The organism is Ruegeria sp. YTSC325 (assembly GCF_059609525.1).
On record NZ_JBXWLY010000018.1, the window covers coordinates 1 to 15,862 of the forward strand.

Consider the following 15,862-nt stretch of genomic DNA (forward strand, 5'->3'; position numbering starts at 1 on the left):
ATGACCAAACGCGCCGTCCAAGCCTGTAGCTAAATCAAACGTCAGCCCTGAAGCAAAAAACAGGGCTGACTTTAGGAATAAAATACCGATACTTCGCCGCTTTCATGGGTGCAAATGGCTTTGGGATTGCCCTTTGAAAGCGATAGTATCTCTGCAATTTCACTAGCTGGGACATGGCACAACGCTGTGGAGAGCGCGTCGGCCATTGCAGCGTTTGCGGCTTCCACGCTGACAGTCGACCATAGTGCAGGTCGTTCGTTTTTTGCATTCAGGATATGGAGATGAACAGGGCTCAAACGAAGCACAGAGGGGCTGGAAGTTGCGATGGCCCGATCCCGAAGCCTGACGGTTTGAACAATGCCATGCACCGGGTCTGAAACTCCCAACCTCCAGATTCGGCCAGCGGCGTAATACTCACCGATATTTACCAGCACATTGGTCCAGCCTGCGTTCCGCAATGTGTTGGCCACAAGGTCAGTGACAAAACCCTGAGCGATGCCGTTCAATGTAAGTTGCTGACCCTGCCCCAGAATAATTCTGTCTTCAGAGATCCGGACCCTATCCCAACCGATTAATTCTCGGGCAGCGTCAAGATTGCGACTGTTGGTGGCCGCCAGCCAAAGCGGTTGCACCGTAGGGTCAAATTGCCCCCCCGTCCGGCCATGTGCCCAATCACAAATACTTAACAACTCCAACATTTCCGGCGCTGGGTTCACTAATATCCCGGTTTGGTTCAGGCGAACCAAATCAGAGTCCGGCCGATACAGACTGAACAGAGACTCGGCCCGATCCAGGAGAGCCTGCACTTTAGTGATCGCAGACGCGGCTGCCTCAGGATTGGCATCGAAGGTCAGGCTGACTTCGGCACCCATAGCGTGACCACGCCACTGAGTCGGCTGAGCCGTAGCGGGAGCCCCAAGAGCCGCCGCTGATACGGCCAGGAATCGTCGGCGGTTCATCATTCTGCAGCAACCCTTCTGGATAGACGGCGTGCAGCTAGAATCAATGGGACACATTGGTTTCGGTCATCATGGATGGCAACGCAATCAAGACATTGGAAACACTCATTATATTGAATTTCCCCAGTCTGCTTAATAGCCCCGTACTTGCACTTGACCTTGCACAGTTGACACGGTGACCCGCATTCAGCTCGTCTTTCGATCCAATCGCGGCCACGAAGAAGGCCTCCGATCGCCATGACCGCCCCCAACGGACAAACATAGCGGCAAAACCCTTTGAACATTACCATGCCCAGAATAAGCCAAAAAATGGCATATGCGGCATAGTACCACTCGCGGATAAAGAAAGTAGTGATGGCGGTTTTGAAAGGTTCAACCTCAGCCACTTTGTCAACTTCGTCTGGGGCCAGAAACAGGACGCCAATCAAGCCACCAAGAATCACATATTTCAGCCATTTCAACCGTTGGTCCCACGCCCGCGATGGCTCGATCTGGGGCAAGCGGAGCGCTTTTCCCAGATGATGTGCAAACTCTTGAAGCGCGCCGAACGGGCAGAGCCACCCGCAGAACAAGCCCCTGCCCCAAGCGATTAACCCGGCAATCGAAACCGCCCAGATCAAAAGCGAAAACGGGTCGTACAGCAAAAACCCATAGCTGCCCCCGTCAATAGCTGTTCGGATAACACCCAACACGGTGACAATGGACAGTTGTCCCTGTCCCCACCAACCAATGAATCCCACGATGACCGCGAGAATAACGAGCCTATACGGTGTGAACAGCGGTTGCGCAGCAAGAGAATTCATCCGCAAACCGAGCGTCAGCACTAGACCGGCAAGCAATGCAGACAAAATGATCATGTCTGTCTGACGATTTCGCAGGGCCTCTAACCATGGTGGGGCGGGCGTGATCTGGACCGGACGCTCAAAGAACCGATCGGGCGTCACATGTCTCACTTCCAGTGTCACCGACCCCGTCTCGGGCTGGAACATGCCGTGTTCGCGAACGGCAAGAACCTTCAGTACCCACTCGCGTGAAGGATCAAAACCCAAACGACGGTCGGTGCGCAGGATCATTGCGACGCCGTCTGGCATTCCATCGGCCAATTCGACAAGCAGATCGGCGTCGCGCAATGCGACCGGTAACCCGTCTTGCTCTGCAGAAATCCAATCGGGTGCTGTGTTTCGCACGAACTTTTCGCTGACCAGCCCATGACGTGCAGTTTCGATCAGAAGGATTGGTTCATCATTGTCGGAAATCTCCAGAAAACCCTGCAGCTCGTCGAAACTGTCTTGGGACAATGCCGCGCGCGCAATGGATTTGGGCCCCAGATCGACCACCCACAAATCCAGATAAGCCTCGTCCGGATAATCCTGTGCCTCGGGATCGTCATCTTCCCACAATGTCCCCTCGAAAAGGGCGTCGACATCTGAATTCTTTATGATCTTGTTGGTTGCGATCCCCTTAGCGACCAGATCCTCCCAGCTGAGGGTCTCGTCATAGTCTGGGTTCGGAAAAGCGGGTGGCGCGGTTGCCAACCCTTTCATCTTTTCGCGCGCAACGGCCAGCGCCGCCCCCATGACGGATTCATGCGCTATACGGACACTGGCCGTGGCCTTCGTTACGCCATCCAGATAAACTAGCTGTGAACCGGACGCAGCATCGCCGTACGGCGTACCAACAACGATCGAGTCCGATATGGACAGCCCTCCATATTGCTCAAAGAACTTGTGGAACGGTGCCTGGCCCAAACCAGACACAAATATGGGTTCGTTATGTTCAATCAGCTGGACGTCCATGAACCGTCCTTCAAGATCCAAGACAACCAGCACGTTGATCGGGGCACCGGAGAACCCCGGCAAAGGCGCTAAGGGTTCGGTTTCAAACACATAACCCGCCTCGATTCCGCCTGAGTTCAACAGCGAATAAACCCCGTTTTCGTTGAGGCGCTCCCCCAGAGAAAACGGGGCGCGGATAAATGTCTCGATGCGTTCGCGCGGCAGCGGCTCGGCCGCAGCCATCAGGCTGCCGAGCATCAGCAGGATCATTGCTATAACCGCGCGCATGGCCGCAAGACTATAAGCCCGTCTTACCCGACGACATTCGACAAAAGTCCTAAGCTGGCAATCTACGACCTAAAGCCTGTTGACCTCGGCCGAAATGGGTTCAAAACTACCGCTCGAACCGTACGACCAAAGAAGCATTTTCTGAATCTGGCCCGAGATGTACGGTCTCATCAACGCCAGTGATTTATGGGAGGTAGCAATGACCTGGAGCGCACCGAAGCTGAAAGAAGTAAATTGCGGCATGGAGATCAACATGTATTCTCCGTCCGAGGATGAAGGCCGCGAGCACGAGCGCGACCTGTTCTGATTACGTAAACGCAGCGGAGGCCCGAGGTGCATTTTCTGGTTCTTGGGGCTTCTGCAGGCGGCGGACTGCCGCAATGGAATTGTGGGTGCCGGAACTGCGAGGATGCCCGTTTGGGAGTCATCCCGCCGTCTGGCCAATCATCTTTAGCGGTCTCGCCCGATGGTGAAAGTTGGAGCATACTGAACGCTTCACCTGACATCCGGCAACAAATGCTGGACTGCCCCAAACTACATCCCAGAACACTGCGCGATACGCCTGTGGCTTCGGTATTGCTGACAAACGGAGATATCGACCACATTGCAGGGTTGCTTAGCCTGCGTGAACAAACCCCGTTCTCGTTGTTCGCCACAGGGGATATTCTGAACGTGCTAGCGCAGAACCGTATTTTTGATGCGGTCAATCGCGACAAGGTTTTGCGAACCCCGATTTCACTTGATCAGGAATTCGCCCTGCAGCCAGGCCTCAGCGCGCGCTTGTTCGCCGTGCCCGGTAAAGTGCCGCTTTTCATGGAAGGTGATACCGTTCAAACCGATCTGATCGGAGAGCAAACAGTGGGCGTTCGCCTGACTGCAGGCGACAAGATTGCCTATTATATTCCTGGTTGCGCCCAAGTGACCCCTGCCCTGATGGATCAACTCTCGGACGCGGATCAGCTGTTTTTTGACGGCACGCTTTGGGACGATGATGAGATGATCCGCTCGGGAACAGGGGTGAAGACAGGGCAGCGGATGGGGCATATCTCGGTCAGTGGCCCGGACGGTTCGGTCGCGCAATTGGCCGGGATCGACGCGGCCAAAACCTTTATCCACATCAACAACACCAACCCGATGTTGCAGCCCGATGGGCCCGAGCGCGCCTTTGTCGAATCTGCAGGCTGGACCATTGCCTATGACGGGCAGGAGATCACGATATGAGCCGCGAAACTCTCGAAGCACGGCTGCGCCAGATCGGGGCCGAGCGGTATCACGACAAACATCCGTTTCACCACCGGCTTCATAGCGGTCAATGCTCCCCGGATCAGGTACGCGCATGGGTGATCAATCGTTGGGCATATCAGGCGGCGATCCCCATGAAAGACGCTGCTTTCATGTCGCGTTGTACCGACCCAGATATCCGCCGCGAATGGCGGTCCCGGATCGAAGATCACGACGGGGACGTGAAAGAGGGCGGCGGCATCCGACGGTGGCTGAAACTGGCCGAGGCAGTCGGGTTGGATCCCGACTACGTCGCCTCGGGGCGTGGTGTTCTGCCCGCAACTCAATTCGCCGTTGATGCTTATGTGCATTACGTCCGCGAAAAGCCAATGCTTCAGGCTGTAGCGTCTTCACTGACAGAACTTTTCGCCCCAAAAATTCATGAAAAACGGATCGAAGGTCTGCTCGAGCACTACGACTTCGCCAATGCGGACAGTTTGTCTTACTTCCGTAAACGACTGTCGCAGGCACCTAAAGATGTGGCTTTTGGCCTAAATTGGGTTTTGGATCACGCCGACACATCTGAGAAAGAGGATATGGCCTGCGACGCCCTTATTTTCAAAACCAACGTGTTGTGGGCACAGCTCGACGCGCTGTGGTCTGCCTATGTCGAACCCGGCCTGATCCCGCCCGGTGCCTGGCAACCCGGGGAAGGCATGAAATGACGCTGGTTTTCTCTGCATCGGACCGCCCTTATCTGCCGCGCGGCGTGCGGATTCAACGCGACGCAGTACGTGATCGCACCGTTCTGATGGCACCAGAGAAAGTGATTGAACTGGACGATATTGGCGTCGCAATCCTGTCGAGGGTCGATGGGCAAGCCCGGTTTGGCGATATCATCGCGGATTTGGCTGCTACATTTGGGGCTCCGGCCGAGACCATTGAGAAAGACGTTCAACAGTTTTTACAAACTGTGCGCGGGCGTCTGTATGTGATGGTAAAGCCATGAGTATCGCACCGCCTATCGCACTGCTGGCCGAGCTGACCCATCGATGCCCCCTTAGTTGCCCGTATTGCAGCAATCCGGTCGAACTTGAACGCAAAGAGACCGAGTTGGACACCGACACGTGGAAAGATGTCTTCTCGCAAGCGTATGACCTTGGCGTTCTGCAACTGCATCTGTCTGGAGGCGAACCAGCCTCGCGCCGCGATCTAGAGGACCTGACCAGTCATGCAGCCCAACTGGGTTTGTACACCAACCTGATTACGTCCGGCGTAGGATTGACACCCAAACGGCTCGATCGGCTTGAGGACGCGGGCCTGGACCATATTCAGTTATCGCTGCAAGGCACCAACGCGGCACTTGCCGATCGGATCGGAGGTTATCGCGGCGGGTTCGACCGCAAGATGAAAATCGCCCGCGAAATCCGCGATCGGGGCATTCCGCTGACTCTGAACGCCGTGATGCACAGCCAAAACCTGGACGACCTGGATCGGACGATCGAAATGGCTGTCGACCTCGGTGCCCGCAGGCTAGAGGTCGCCTGCGTGCAGTTTCACGGGTGGGCCTTGAAAAACCGACACAATCTGATGCCGTCGTTTGAACAAACCTTGGCTGTGAAAAAAACGGTGGCGAAGGCCGCACAGCAACTGCAGGGCGTTTTGGCATTCGACTTTGTCCCGCCTGACTACTATGCAGATTATCCCAAGGCGTGCATGGGTGGATGGGGGTCAACCGGGCTGAACGTAACTCCGAATGGTTCGGTACTGCCCTGTCATGCCGCACAAACCCTGAGCCATCTGCATTTCGACTCTGTAAGGGATCGGCATCTGAGTGACATTTGGTATGATAGCACGGCCTTCAATGCGTACCGAGGCACCGACTGGATGCCTGAGCCATGTAAAAGCTGCGACCGCAAAGAGGTGGACTTTGGCGGGTGCCGATGCCAAGCGCTGGCATTGGCAGGCGACGCGTCCGCGACTGATCCAGTTTGCCAAAAATCCCCAGAACACGCTCGGATCAAGGCGATTTTACAAAACGCATCACCGCAGGAGGACCGCGGCTTTGTCTATCGAACACTGGACCCGACCCGGACTTGACCGCACGAGTACATAAAGTCCGGGTCACAACCGCGCGATAGTTCCTGTTCGTAGACGATCTGTCAGGTTATTCGGACGCCGAGCAATATCGAATAACAAGAGAACGTCGATACTCGGAGATACAAACCATTCGCAATGGAGTATCTTTGATGAACCGCTTCTTCTCCGCCGTCGCCACCGCTTTGATTTTGTCAGTACCAGCCTATGCTCAGGACGTTTCTGGCATGAACGATCTGGAATTTGCGCATATCGCTTATACTGCTGATGTCATCGACATACGGTACGCTCATCTGGCGCTGGCGCTCTCGGACAACCCCGACATCCATGAATTCGCCAATACCATGATCCGCGACCACACCGCCGTAAACGAAGCGGCGCTTGGGTTGCTGAATAAACTCGGCGCGACGGCGCAGGACAATGCCTTCAGCCAGACTCTCAATGCTAACGCAGAAGAGATCATCAACACGCTATCACAGTTACGCGGTGCAGAATTTGATGCGGCATATGCGGCAAATGAACTTGCATACCATCAAGCGGTTAATGATCTGGTAGAGGGTAGCATGATCCCGAACATCGACAATGCAGAGGTCAAGGCCTTGTTTGAACAAAGCTTAGAGATTTTCAAAGCCCATGAAGTTCATGCCGAAAAGATGGTAGAGTCGCTGAATTGATGCAGCGCTTGCTATCGCGACGTCAGGTTGTGACCCAAGCGGCTGCGTCAGCAGTCGCTTTTAACCCGCCCGCGCAAGCATCCCGAGCATCTTTACTACATATGGTCAGGATTCACCGATTTGAGTTTCAGCCCGCGCTGGCAACGGTCCACGTTGGAGATCGCATCAAATGGACCAATCTGGATATCGCGCCACACACGGCCACGGCTGACGCACATAGTTGGGACACGCAGGAGCTGTCTAAAGGTCAGAGTGCAGAAATCCTTGTAACCGAGGGTATGGAGCTTGGATATTTCTGCGCCTTCCACCCCCATATGAAGGGCACCATTGAAATTATCTGAGTTCAATACCGGGTTTACGTGATCAAACCTGCCCGAGATGGTCGGAAACTCGCCAAATGCTCGGGTTGAGGCTTGTTATACAAATTTTTATCTATAAACATCCACATCAGCCTCAAGATGATGGTATTTTATCTATAAAATGACTGTTGCCACGACGAACTGGACCCGCGAAGACGCTCAGACCCTGCATGATCTGCCCCTTATGGACTTGTTGTTTCGTGCTCAATCCGTTCACCGCACGCATTTTGATCCCAATAAGGTGCAGACCTCCAAGCTCTTGTCGATCAAGACAGGTGGATGTGCCGAGGACTGCGCGTATTGTTCTCAGTCCGCACGGAACGGATCAAAACTTTCTGCCTCCAAACTGATCGAGGTCGAACGTGTTCTGACCCAAGCTCGACAAGCCCGCGACGGCGGCGCAACGCGGTTTTGCATGGGCGCAGCATGGCGCGAACCCAAGGATCGTGACATGGATGCACTGGTTGCCATGGTCGAAGGCGTTCGGTCACTGGGAATGGAAACCTGCATGACGTTGGGAATGCTGGACGACAATCAAGTAATCCGTCTTCGCGATGCCGGGTTGGATTATTACAACCACAACATCGACACGTCGGAACGATATTACCCCGAAGTGATCACAACGCGCACGTTCTCGGACCGGATCGACACGATGAACCGCGTGCAAGAAGCTGGGATCAAAGTGTGTTCGGGCGGCATCCTCGGCATGGGCGAGGAAACGCAGGACCGCGTCGACATGTTGGTAACTCTGGCAAATATGAATCCGGCTCCGGATTCGGTCCCGATCAACATGTTGATGCCGCAAGAAGACACACCCTTGGCCGATGCCAAACCGATCGACCCTATTGATTTCGTACGTGTGATTGCAACAGCTCGAATCATGATGCCAACCTCATATGTCCGATTGTCCGCCGGGCGCAGCGACATGAGCGATGAACTGCAGGCGATGTGCTTCTTTGCGGGTGCAAACTCGATCTTTGTAGGAGAGACCCTTTTGACGGCCGAAAACCCCGAAGAGGATACAGATGCAATCCTGTTCGCAAAACTCGGCCTGCAGTCAGAGACCGTAGCAGGACAAAGCAGCAGGGAAGCGGCTGAATGAAAGCACATCATCGCCTTGACGCGATGCTTGGGACCCTTACGGAACGGCATCGCAGACGTAGCCTGACCGCAGCGCAGGGTTTAGACTTTGCCTCCAATGACTACTTGGGGCTGGCCCGGTCCGAGTTTCTGGCCGACGCGGCGCGCAACGCACTTGCCCGCGAAGTGCCTGTCGGGTCGGGCGGGTCACGCCTGTTACGCGGCAACCACCCGGAACATGAGGCGCTTGAGCAGTCAGCGGCCCGCTTTTTCCAGTCCGAGGCTGCTCTGGTCATGGGCGGCGGCTTTCAGGCAAATCAGGCAATATTTTCGACCCTGCCCGCAGCCGAAGATCTGATCCTTTACGATGCGCTTGTTCATGCCAGTGCACATGAAGGAATGCGCCTCGGCCGCGCTGAAGCTCGGGCTTTCAAACATAATGACGTGGAGGACGCCCGGCGTATCCTTGAGGAGTGGCGCGCGAAAGGCGGGACCGGACAAATCTGGATGGCCGTAGAAAGCGTCTATTCTATGCAAGGTGATCTGGCACCTCTGACAGCGCTAGCTGATATCGCTGTTGCGTTCGATGCCATTCTGGTTGTCGACGAAGCCCATGCGACCGGAGTATTTGGACAGAACGGACGTGGGCTGGCCCATGGTTTGGAAGCAGAGCTTGTCACGCTACATACATGCGGTAAGGGTTTGGGGGTTGCTGGCGGATTGATCTGTGGCCCTCGGGTGATGATTGACACGCTGATCAACCGTGCCCGACCCTTTATTTTCGCGACTGCGCCCTCTCCGCTGAATGCTGCGCTGCTGCAAGCTGTGCTTGAACGATTGCAATGTGAGGCGACTCTTACCCAGTCGGCCGTCTCCAGAATGCATTTCGCGCATGCCTGCGCCCGGCGCATCGGCCTGCCCAACGCCAGCCTAAACAGCCAAATCATCCCGATTATCTTGGGCGATGACGCTTTGACAATGCGCATCGCGTCCGAGCTGCAAGCCCACGGGTTCGACGTTCGCGGAATTCGCCCACCGACGGTTCCACGCGGGACATCTCGCTTGCGTATCTCCGTCACCGGCAATGTCAGCGATGCAGATATCACTGCCCTTTTCGACATTTTGTCCAACCAGTTGAAAGCAGCCGCATGAGCGCCATTATCGTCACAGGAACTGACACCGGCGTTGGCAAGACAGTTTTTGCAGCTGGCCTGACCGCCGCACTTGGCGCGCGGTATTGGAAACCTGTTCAATCCGGCTTGGAAGACGCGACCGACACAGAAACCATACGCGCTTTGTCTGGCGCTGAGACTCTGCCCGAGGCATACCGGCTATCCCTACCCGCTTCTCCACATTTGTCGGCCGAAGATATGGGCGTGGAAATCACGCTCGACCAGTTGGCACTGCCGCAAGTCGACGGCCCCTTGGTCGTCGAAGGTGCAGGCGGCGTGATGGTACCGCTGAACCGTGAACATTTTTATTTGGATCTGTTCGCGCAATGGAAAGCCCCGGTTGTTTTGGTCGCCCGCACAGCACTTGGCACGATCAATCACACCAGCCTGTCCGTGATGGCGTTGCGGAACGCAGGATGCAATTTGATCGGCGTTGCATTCGTGGGCGAAGCTGAACCGCCTGTCGAGCAGACCATTGCCCAGATGTGCTCGGTCCGGCATCTGGGCCGGCTTCCGCATTTGCCATCATTGACACCCCAAACACTGTCGGACGCGTTTGAAGCCATCGACACCGCCACAATCCGGAGCGCACTGTGACCCCGCTGGAGTTTGACGCCAACCACCTGTGGCATCCATACACGAACATCGCCAATCCCGGCCCAATGCATCTGATTACAGAGGCAGAAGGCGTCTGGCTGACCCGCGACGATGGGACAAAAATGATCGATGCCATGTCTTCGTGGTGGTGCGCTATCCACGGCCATCGTCATCCGGCACTGATCGCGGCGATGCAGGCGCAACTAGATCAAATGCCCCACGTCATGTTCGGTGGGCTGACGCATATCCCCGCGATCGAGCTGGGGCGGAAGCTGGTCGATCTGCTGCCTGATGGGCTAGACCGAATTTTCTACAGTGACAGCGGATCGGTTGCCATTGAGGTCGCGCTCAAAATGGCGGTGCAGTACCAGATGGCGCAAAACCGCACCAAACGCACCGAGTTCGCCACCATTCGCGGCGGATATCACGGCGACACATGGAAAGCGATGAGCGTTTGCGACCCGGTCAACGGGATGCACGGCCTGTTCCGAGGCGCGCTGTCAATTCAGCATTTTCTGTCGCGTCCGAAAATCCGGTTCGACGAAGACTGGTCCGAAGACGACGATACCAACGGCCTCAATGAGTTAAAGGAATTACTGTCTGAACAAGGTGACAAGATCGCCGGGCTTATCCTTGAACCCGTGGTCCAAGGCGCAGGCGGAATGTATTTCTACCACCCCGAATGGCTGCGGCGCGCGCACGCGTTGTGCCGCGAGCATGACGTCTTGGTCATCTTCGACGAGATCGCTACGGGGTTCGGACGCACGGGAAAACTGTTTGCGATGGATCACGCTGGGGTAGTCCCTGACATCCTGTGTCTTGGGAAAGCCTTGACCGGGGGGCACATCACGCTGGCAACGACGATCACGTCGCGGAACGTCGCACATCGTATCGGACAAAGCGAAGCCGGTGTTCTGATGCATGGACCGACCTATATGGCAAACCCGCTGGCTTGTGCTGCGGCTTGTGCCAGCCTCGATCAGATCTCGACCCGGGATTGGCAGGGGGAAGTTCAATCCATCACGGATCAGCTGACACAAGAATTGACCCCCGCGCGAACCCTTCCCGGTGTTGCGGATGTTCGCGTGCTGGGTGCGATCGGTGTTATCGAGATGACATCGCCGGTTGACCCTTCGGTCGCACATCAGCTGGCTCCGGAAACGGGCGTTTGGCTTCGCCCCTTTGCACGTAACGTCTATTGTATGCCGCCTTACGTAATTTCCTCGGACGAACTGAGCCGAGTAACACAGACCATGGTTTCCTTGGCCCGAGGACATTCATGAAAAAGCAATGGCTGGCACGCTCTGGCACGGCAGACTTGATCCTGATCTTTGGGGGATGGGCTTTGGGCCCTGCCCCGTTTCAACAGCTTTCCAGTGAACATGATCAACTGTTTGTTGACGATTATATCCGTCTGGACGACCCCCTGGATGAAACCTCAGACTATGATCGGGTCACACTGGTTTCATTTTCCTTCGGAGTCGTTTCGGCCGCCCATTGGGTGAACGACTTTAATGTCAGACCGACAAGGCTTGTTGCTGTTGGCGGTACTTTGTACCCAGCAGATCCGCGCTGGGGCATAGCACCCGAGATGATTAGGGCAACTGCCGACAACCTGACCGAAGCGAGCTTTTCCAAATTCTGCCGCCGCGCGGGATTGGACGTGCCCGCCCGCAAGCTCGACGTCCCCAAGGCCCGTGCAGAGTTGAACGCAGTTATCGCACGGGGGCCAGCGCGCGCGCTTTCATTCGATCGCATCTGGATTCCGCAACACGACCGGATCATTCCAACCTCTGCACAAGAAGCCGCCTGGAAGGACCAGGCAAGCGTGGTCCGCGGCGTGGATGCGCCACATGTCCCTTTTCGTAAGGGTCAAAACTGGACGGAGTGGTGTTCATGACGTTTCAAGCCACAGATCGGGTGCAGCGCAGTTTCAGCAGAAGTTTTCATTCCTATCACGGAGAGGCCAGCCAACAGGCACGAGTCGCGGATCGTTTGGTGACAGCCCTTGGTGCGGCAGGCGCGCCTGAACGATTCAACAAAACGCTCGAACTTGGATGCGGCACAGGTCACCTTACTCGACGCCTGCTTGAAACCTTTGATTGTGGCGCTTTAACGCTTAACGACCTTACCCCCGCCGCCGCAGAAACCGCAAACCGTCATCGCGCCAAGTTTCTGTGCGGCGATGCTTCAAAAGTCAGCTTGCCGACGCAGCCTGACCTAATCGCGTCGGCCTCGATGATACAATGGCTACAGAACCCCGCAGAATTTCTGCGTCAGGCTGCCAACGCATTGTCGCCCGGTGGATGGCTTGCCATTTCCGGGTTCGGGCCATTCCAATACACCGAATTGGCACAGATTGGTTCGTCTGCGGCCGCACCTGGCCTGATGGATCACTCGGATATGGCGTCGGCCGTCACCGAGTGTTTGGAGGTCATCAATACCGGGGAAGCATTAGAGCGCGTGTTCTTCGCAACTCCAAGAGATGTCCTGCAGCACCTTCGGAAAACCGGAGTAAATGGCCGGGCCCAAAAACCATGGACCAAAGCCACGCTCAGACAGTTCAGCGATGACTATGAAAGGCTGCACCGGACTCCGGAAGGGGTCTGTCTGACGTATCACGCAACATGGGTTGTTGCGCGCAAAGCGCGCTGATCGTCTAACTAGACAGGGAAAAAACGGGCCGGATCACCAGTTTGGTGACCGGCCCGCCGTGTTTAGAAATGAGCCGAGCGGCTGTTGGCCAGTTTTTCAACCGGAGGCGCAAATCGGGTCAGGTCAATGCCTTCGACCGCGGCTTTGTACTCGTCGATCTTGGGCGTACGACCCAGAATGGCCGACAGCACCACGACCGGGGTCGAGGCCAGCAAGCTTTCGCCTTTCTTGTCCGGTGCATCGGCCACAACGCGACCTTGGAACAGGCGTGTAGACGTCGCCAGAACCGTATCGCCTTTAGCGGCTTTCTCTTGGTTGCCCATGCACAGGTTACAGCCCGGGCGTTCAAGATACAGGATGTTTTCGTACTCGGTGCGCGCCTTTTCTTTCGGGAACAGGTCGTCGAATTCGAAGCCCGAATACTTCTCGAGCACGTCCCAATCGCCTTCTTCCTTCAACTCATCGATGATGTTGTAGGTCGGGGCGGCCACCACCAGCGGGGCTTTGAACTCTACCTTCCCCGACACTTTTTCGAGGTTTCGCAGCATCTGGGCAACAATCTTCATGTCACCCTTATGCACCATGCAAGATCCTACGAAGCCCAGATCAACTTTCTTGTCACCACCGTAGAAAGATACCGGGCGGATCGTGTCATGTGTATAGCGCTTGGACACGTCCGCGTTGTTGACATCCGGGTCCGCGATCATCGGTTCGACGATCTGATCCAGATCCACGACCACTTCGGCGGAATACTTCGCGTTGTCGTCGGGACGCAGGGCGGGTTTTTCTCCGGACTTGATCTCGGCAATGCGGGTATCCGCAATCGCGATCAACTTCTGCAGCATGCCACTCTCATGCTCCATACCCTTGTCGATCATGATCTGGATACGCGATTTAGCCAGTTCCAGAGAACCGATCAGAGTGTCGTTATCCGAAATACAGACCGAGGCTTTGGCCTTCATCTCGGCAGTCCAGTCAGTGAAGGTAAAGGCCTGATCCGCCAGCAGCGTTCCGATATGAACCTCGATCACGCGGCCCTGGAAGACATTGTCGCCATGTTGTTCCAACATCTGCGCCTGTGTGGCGTGTACCACGTCGCGGAAGTCCATATGGTCCGCCATTTTGCCTTTGAAGGTCACTTTTACTGACTCGGGGATCGGCATCGAGGCTTCACCGGTCGCCAGCGCCAAAGCCACGGTGCCCGAGTCCGCGCCGAACGCCACACCTTTGGACATACGGGTGTGGCTGTCCCCACCGATGATCACCGACCAGTCGTCAACAGTGATGTCGTTCAGAACCTTGTGGATCACGTCGGTCATCGAATGATACACGCCCTTCGGGTCGCGACCGGTAACAAGGCCGAAATCATTCATGAACTTCATCAGACGCGGCGTGTTGGCCTGAGCTTTGGCATCCCAGACCGACGCAGTGTGACAGCCCGACTGATAGGCACCGTCAACACTGGGCGCCACAACTGTTGCGGCCATCGCTTCGAGTTCCTGCATGGTCATCAGGCCGGTGGTGTCCTGCGAACCCACGATATTGACCTTTACACGGACGTCCGAACCAGCGTGCAGGGTCTTACCTGGGGTCGCCCCAACTGCGTTCTTGTTAAAGATTTTCTCAACCGCAGTCAGGCCCTGACCTTCATGGCTGACTTCCTTGGACGGTGCAAAGACCAGCGGGGCCTCGACACCCAGCGTCTCGGCGGCCAAAGTCTGCAGTTTTTTGCCAAAGACAATGGCGTAAGAGCCACCGGCTTTCATGAATTCGACTTTTTGCGGAGTGAACGAGGCCGACACATCCACCAGCTCATCGCCATCTTCGCTCAACAGTTTGTGGCTTTTGGTGTTGATCTTCAGAACGGTACCGGTCGCGACCGAATACTGCTCTTCAAGGATCGGGTTGCCGTCATTGTTCAGGATGGCATTCCCGTCTTCATCGACCTTCTTGACCCAGTTCTTCAGGTCCAAACCAATACCACCAGTCACACCGACGGTGGTCAGAAAGATCGGGGAAATGCCGTTCGTACCCGCGACAACAGGCGCGAAGTTGACGAAAGGCACGTAGGGGCTCGCCTGCTTACCCGTCCACAGGGCCACGTTGTTGACGCCCGACATCCGAGACGACCCAACACCCATGGTGCCTTTCTCTGCAATCAGCATCACCCGCTTATCGGGGTGTTGCAGTTTCAGCGCCTCAACTTCTTGCTGCGCTTTGTCCGAGATAAAGCACTTGCCGTGCAGTTCCCGATCCGCGCGCGAGTGCGCTTGATTGCCGGGCGACAACAAGTCGGTCGAGATATCACCTTCGGCTGCAACATAGGTGACAACTTCGATCTCTTCGTCGATTTCGGGCAGTTTGGTGAAGAATTCAGCCTTGGCGTAGCTTTCCAGAATCTCTTTGGCGATGGGATGCCCGGCTTTGAAAGCCTCTTTCAAGCGATCTGTATCGGCGTCATACAAGAAAACCTGAGTCTTCAGAACTGCGGCTGCCTGCTCGGCAATTGCTGCATCTTCGCCCAAAGCAAGGTCCAACAAGACCCGCACCGACGGGCCACCTTTCATGTGTGACAAAAGTTCAAACGCGAAAGGAACCGAGATTTCGTCGACCACAGTGTGACCCAAGACGATTTCTTTCAGGAACTCAGCCTTTTCACCTGCGGCGCTCGTGGTTCCGGGCAGGGTGTTGTAAATGAAAAAGTTCAGCGAGTCCTCGCGATGCACGTTTCCGGCATCTTTGATCTGCTCAACGATCTCTTTGACCAGCGCACCATCATCAATGGGCTTGGGGTGCAGGCCCTGTTCTTTGCGCGTTTCAATTTCACTGAGGTAATCTGTGTAAAGGCTCATGGCGGTCCCGACGATTAGGCGTTAGAAGAAGCTTGAGACCCGGCAAAGACTGGTTTTCCAGACCCACAGGATGCTCTTTGTATGCGGCGGTATACTATTTTCCGCTGAGGATCAATAGACCAAAGCGATGGTT

At 55.7% G+C, this 15,862-nt stretch carries 16 protein-coding genes; 13 read left to right on the forward strand and 3 right to left on the reverse strand.

Features of this window, described 5'->3' with window-relative positions; all coding sequences use genetic code 11:
- Positions 1–71: 71 nt before the first annotated feature.
- Positions 72–962 (reverse strand): FAD:protein FMN transferase, encoded by an 891-nt coding sequence (locus AC2FF7_RS19580; protein ID WP_480869909.1) that lies wholly within the window; start codon positions 960–962, stop codon positions 72–74.
- Entirely contained in the window at positions 959–3,004 is a 2,046-nt protein-coding gene (locus AC2FF7_RS19585) for a 4Fe-4S binding protein (protein ID WP_496906194.1), read from the reverse strand. Before AC2FF7_RS19585 ends, AC2FF7_RS19580 begins: the two co-directional genes overlap by 4 nt.
- A gap of 217 nt (positions 3,005–3,221) precedes the next feature.
- Between AC2FF7_RS19585 and pqqA the strand changes: the two genes are divergently transcribed.
- The 13 genes from pqqA (at position 3,222) to AC2FF7_RS19650 (ending at position 12,877) form a co-directional block, all read left to right on the forward strand.
- On the forward strand, positions 3,222–3,329 hold the full coding sequence (pqqA, locus tag AC2FF7_RS19590; protein WP_170356425.1) for a pyrroloquinoline quinone precursor peptide PqqA: 108 nt from the start codon (positions 3,222–3,224) through the stop codon (positions 3,327–3,329).
- A gap of 26 nt (positions 3,330–3,355) precedes the next feature.
- Complete coding sequence (pqqB, locus tag AC2FF7_RS19595) at positions 3,356–4,243, forward strand: pyrroloquinoline quinone biosynthesis protein PqqB (RefSeq protein WP_170356426.1); 888 nt, start codon at positions 3,356–3,358, stop codon at positions 4,241–4,243.
- Positions 4,240–4,968, forward strand: coding sequence for a pyrroloquinoline-quinone synthase PqqC (pqqC, locus tag AC2FF7_RS19600; protein ID WP_480869914.1), 729 nt, complete (start codon positions 4,240–4,242; stop codon positions 4,966–4,968). Before pqqB ends, pqqC begins: the two co-directional genes overlap by 4 nt.
- On the forward strand, positions 4,965–5,252 hold the full coding sequence (gene pqqD / locus AC2FF7_RS19605; protein WP_480869916.1) for a pyrroloquinoline quinone biosynthesis peptide chaperone PqqD: 288 nt from the start codon (positions 4,965–4,967) through the stop codon (positions 5,250–5,252). Before pqqC ends, pqqD begins: the two co-directional genes overlap by 4 nt.
- Positions 5,249–6,343 (forward strand): pyrroloquinoline quinone biosynthesis protein PqqE, encoded by a 1,095-nt coding sequence (pqqE, locus tag AC2FF7_RS19610; RefSeq protein ID WP_480869918.1) that lies wholly within the window; start codon positions 5,249–5,251, stop codon positions 6,341–6,343. The genes pqqD and pqqE overlap by 4 nt, the downstream gene beginning before the upstream one ends.
- Before the next feature lie 149 nt (positions 6,344–6,492).
- Positions 6,493–7,014: a DUF4142 domain-containing protein gene (locus tag AC2FF7_RS19615; protein WP_480869920.1), complete on the forward strand. Its 522-nt coding sequence runs from the start codon at positions 6,493–6,495 to the stop codon at positions 7,012–7,014.
- Between the two features lie 101 nt (positions 7,015–7,115).
- Positions 7,116–7,355: a plastocyanin/azurin family copper-binding protein gene (locus AC2FF7_RS19620; protein ID WP_496906195.1), complete on the forward strand. Its 240-nt coding sequence runs from the start codon at positions 7,116–7,118 to the stop codon at positions 7,353–7,355.
- 139 nt (positions 7,356–7,494) lie between these two features.
- Positions 7,495–8,475, forward strand: coding sequence for a biotin synthase BioB (bioB, locus tag AC2FF7_RS19625; RefSeq protein ID WP_480869924.1), 981 nt, complete (start codon positions 7,495–7,497; stop codon positions 8,473–8,475).
- Positions 8,472–9,605, forward strand: coding sequence for an 8-amino-7-oxononanoate synthase (locus AC2FF7_RS19630; protein ID WP_480869926.1), 1,134 nt, complete (start codon positions 8,472–8,474; stop codon positions 9,603–9,605). Before bioB ends, AC2FF7_RS19630 begins: the two co-directional genes overlap by 4 nt.
- The gene (gene bioD / locus AC2FF7_RS19635) at positions 9,602–10,222 is read left to right on the forward strand and encodes a dethiobiotin synthase (protein ID WP_480869928.1); all 621 of its coding nucleotides are present in this window, start codon (positions 9,602–9,604) and stop codon (positions 10,220–10,222) included. Before AC2FF7_RS19630 ends, bioD begins: the two co-directional genes overlap by 4 nt.
- Positions 10,219–11,505: an adenosylmethionine--8-amino-7-oxononanoate transaminase gene (gene bioA / locus AC2FF7_RS19640; RefSeq protein ID WP_496906196.1), complete on the forward strand. Its 1,287-nt coding sequence runs from the start codon at positions 10,219–10,221 to the stop codon at positions 11,503–11,505. Before bioD ends, bioA begins: the two co-directional genes overlap by 4 nt.
- Positions 11,502–12,122, forward strand: a complete 621-nt coding sequence (locus AC2FF7_RS19645; protein ID WP_170755941.1) for a pimeloyl-ACP methyl esterase BioG family protein — start codon at positions 11,502–11,504, stop codon at positions 12,120–12,122. Before bioA ends, AC2FF7_RS19645 begins: the two co-directional genes overlap by 4 nt.
- Complete coding sequence (locus AC2FF7_RS19650; RefSeq protein WP_480869934.1) at positions 12,119–12,877, forward strand: methyltransferase domain-containing protein; 759 nt, start codon at positions 12,119–12,121, stop codon at positions 12,875–12,877. The genes AC2FF7_RS19645 and AC2FF7_RS19650 overlap by 4 nt, the downstream gene beginning before the upstream one ends.
- 62 nt (positions 12,878–12,939) lie before the next feature.
- On the opposite strand, the gene AC2FF7_RS19655 is transcribed toward AC2FF7_RS19650, so the two are convergent.
- Positions 12,940–15,729 carry a bifunctional aconitate hydratase 2/2-methylisocitrate dehydratase gene (locus tag AC2FF7_RS19655; RefSeq protein ID WP_480869936.1) on the reverse strand — a complete coding sequence of 930 codons (2,790 nt, stop codon included), beginning with the start codon at positions 15,727–15,729 and terminating at the stop codon, positions 12,940–12,942.
- Positions 15,730–15,862: the final 133 nt, after the last annotated feature.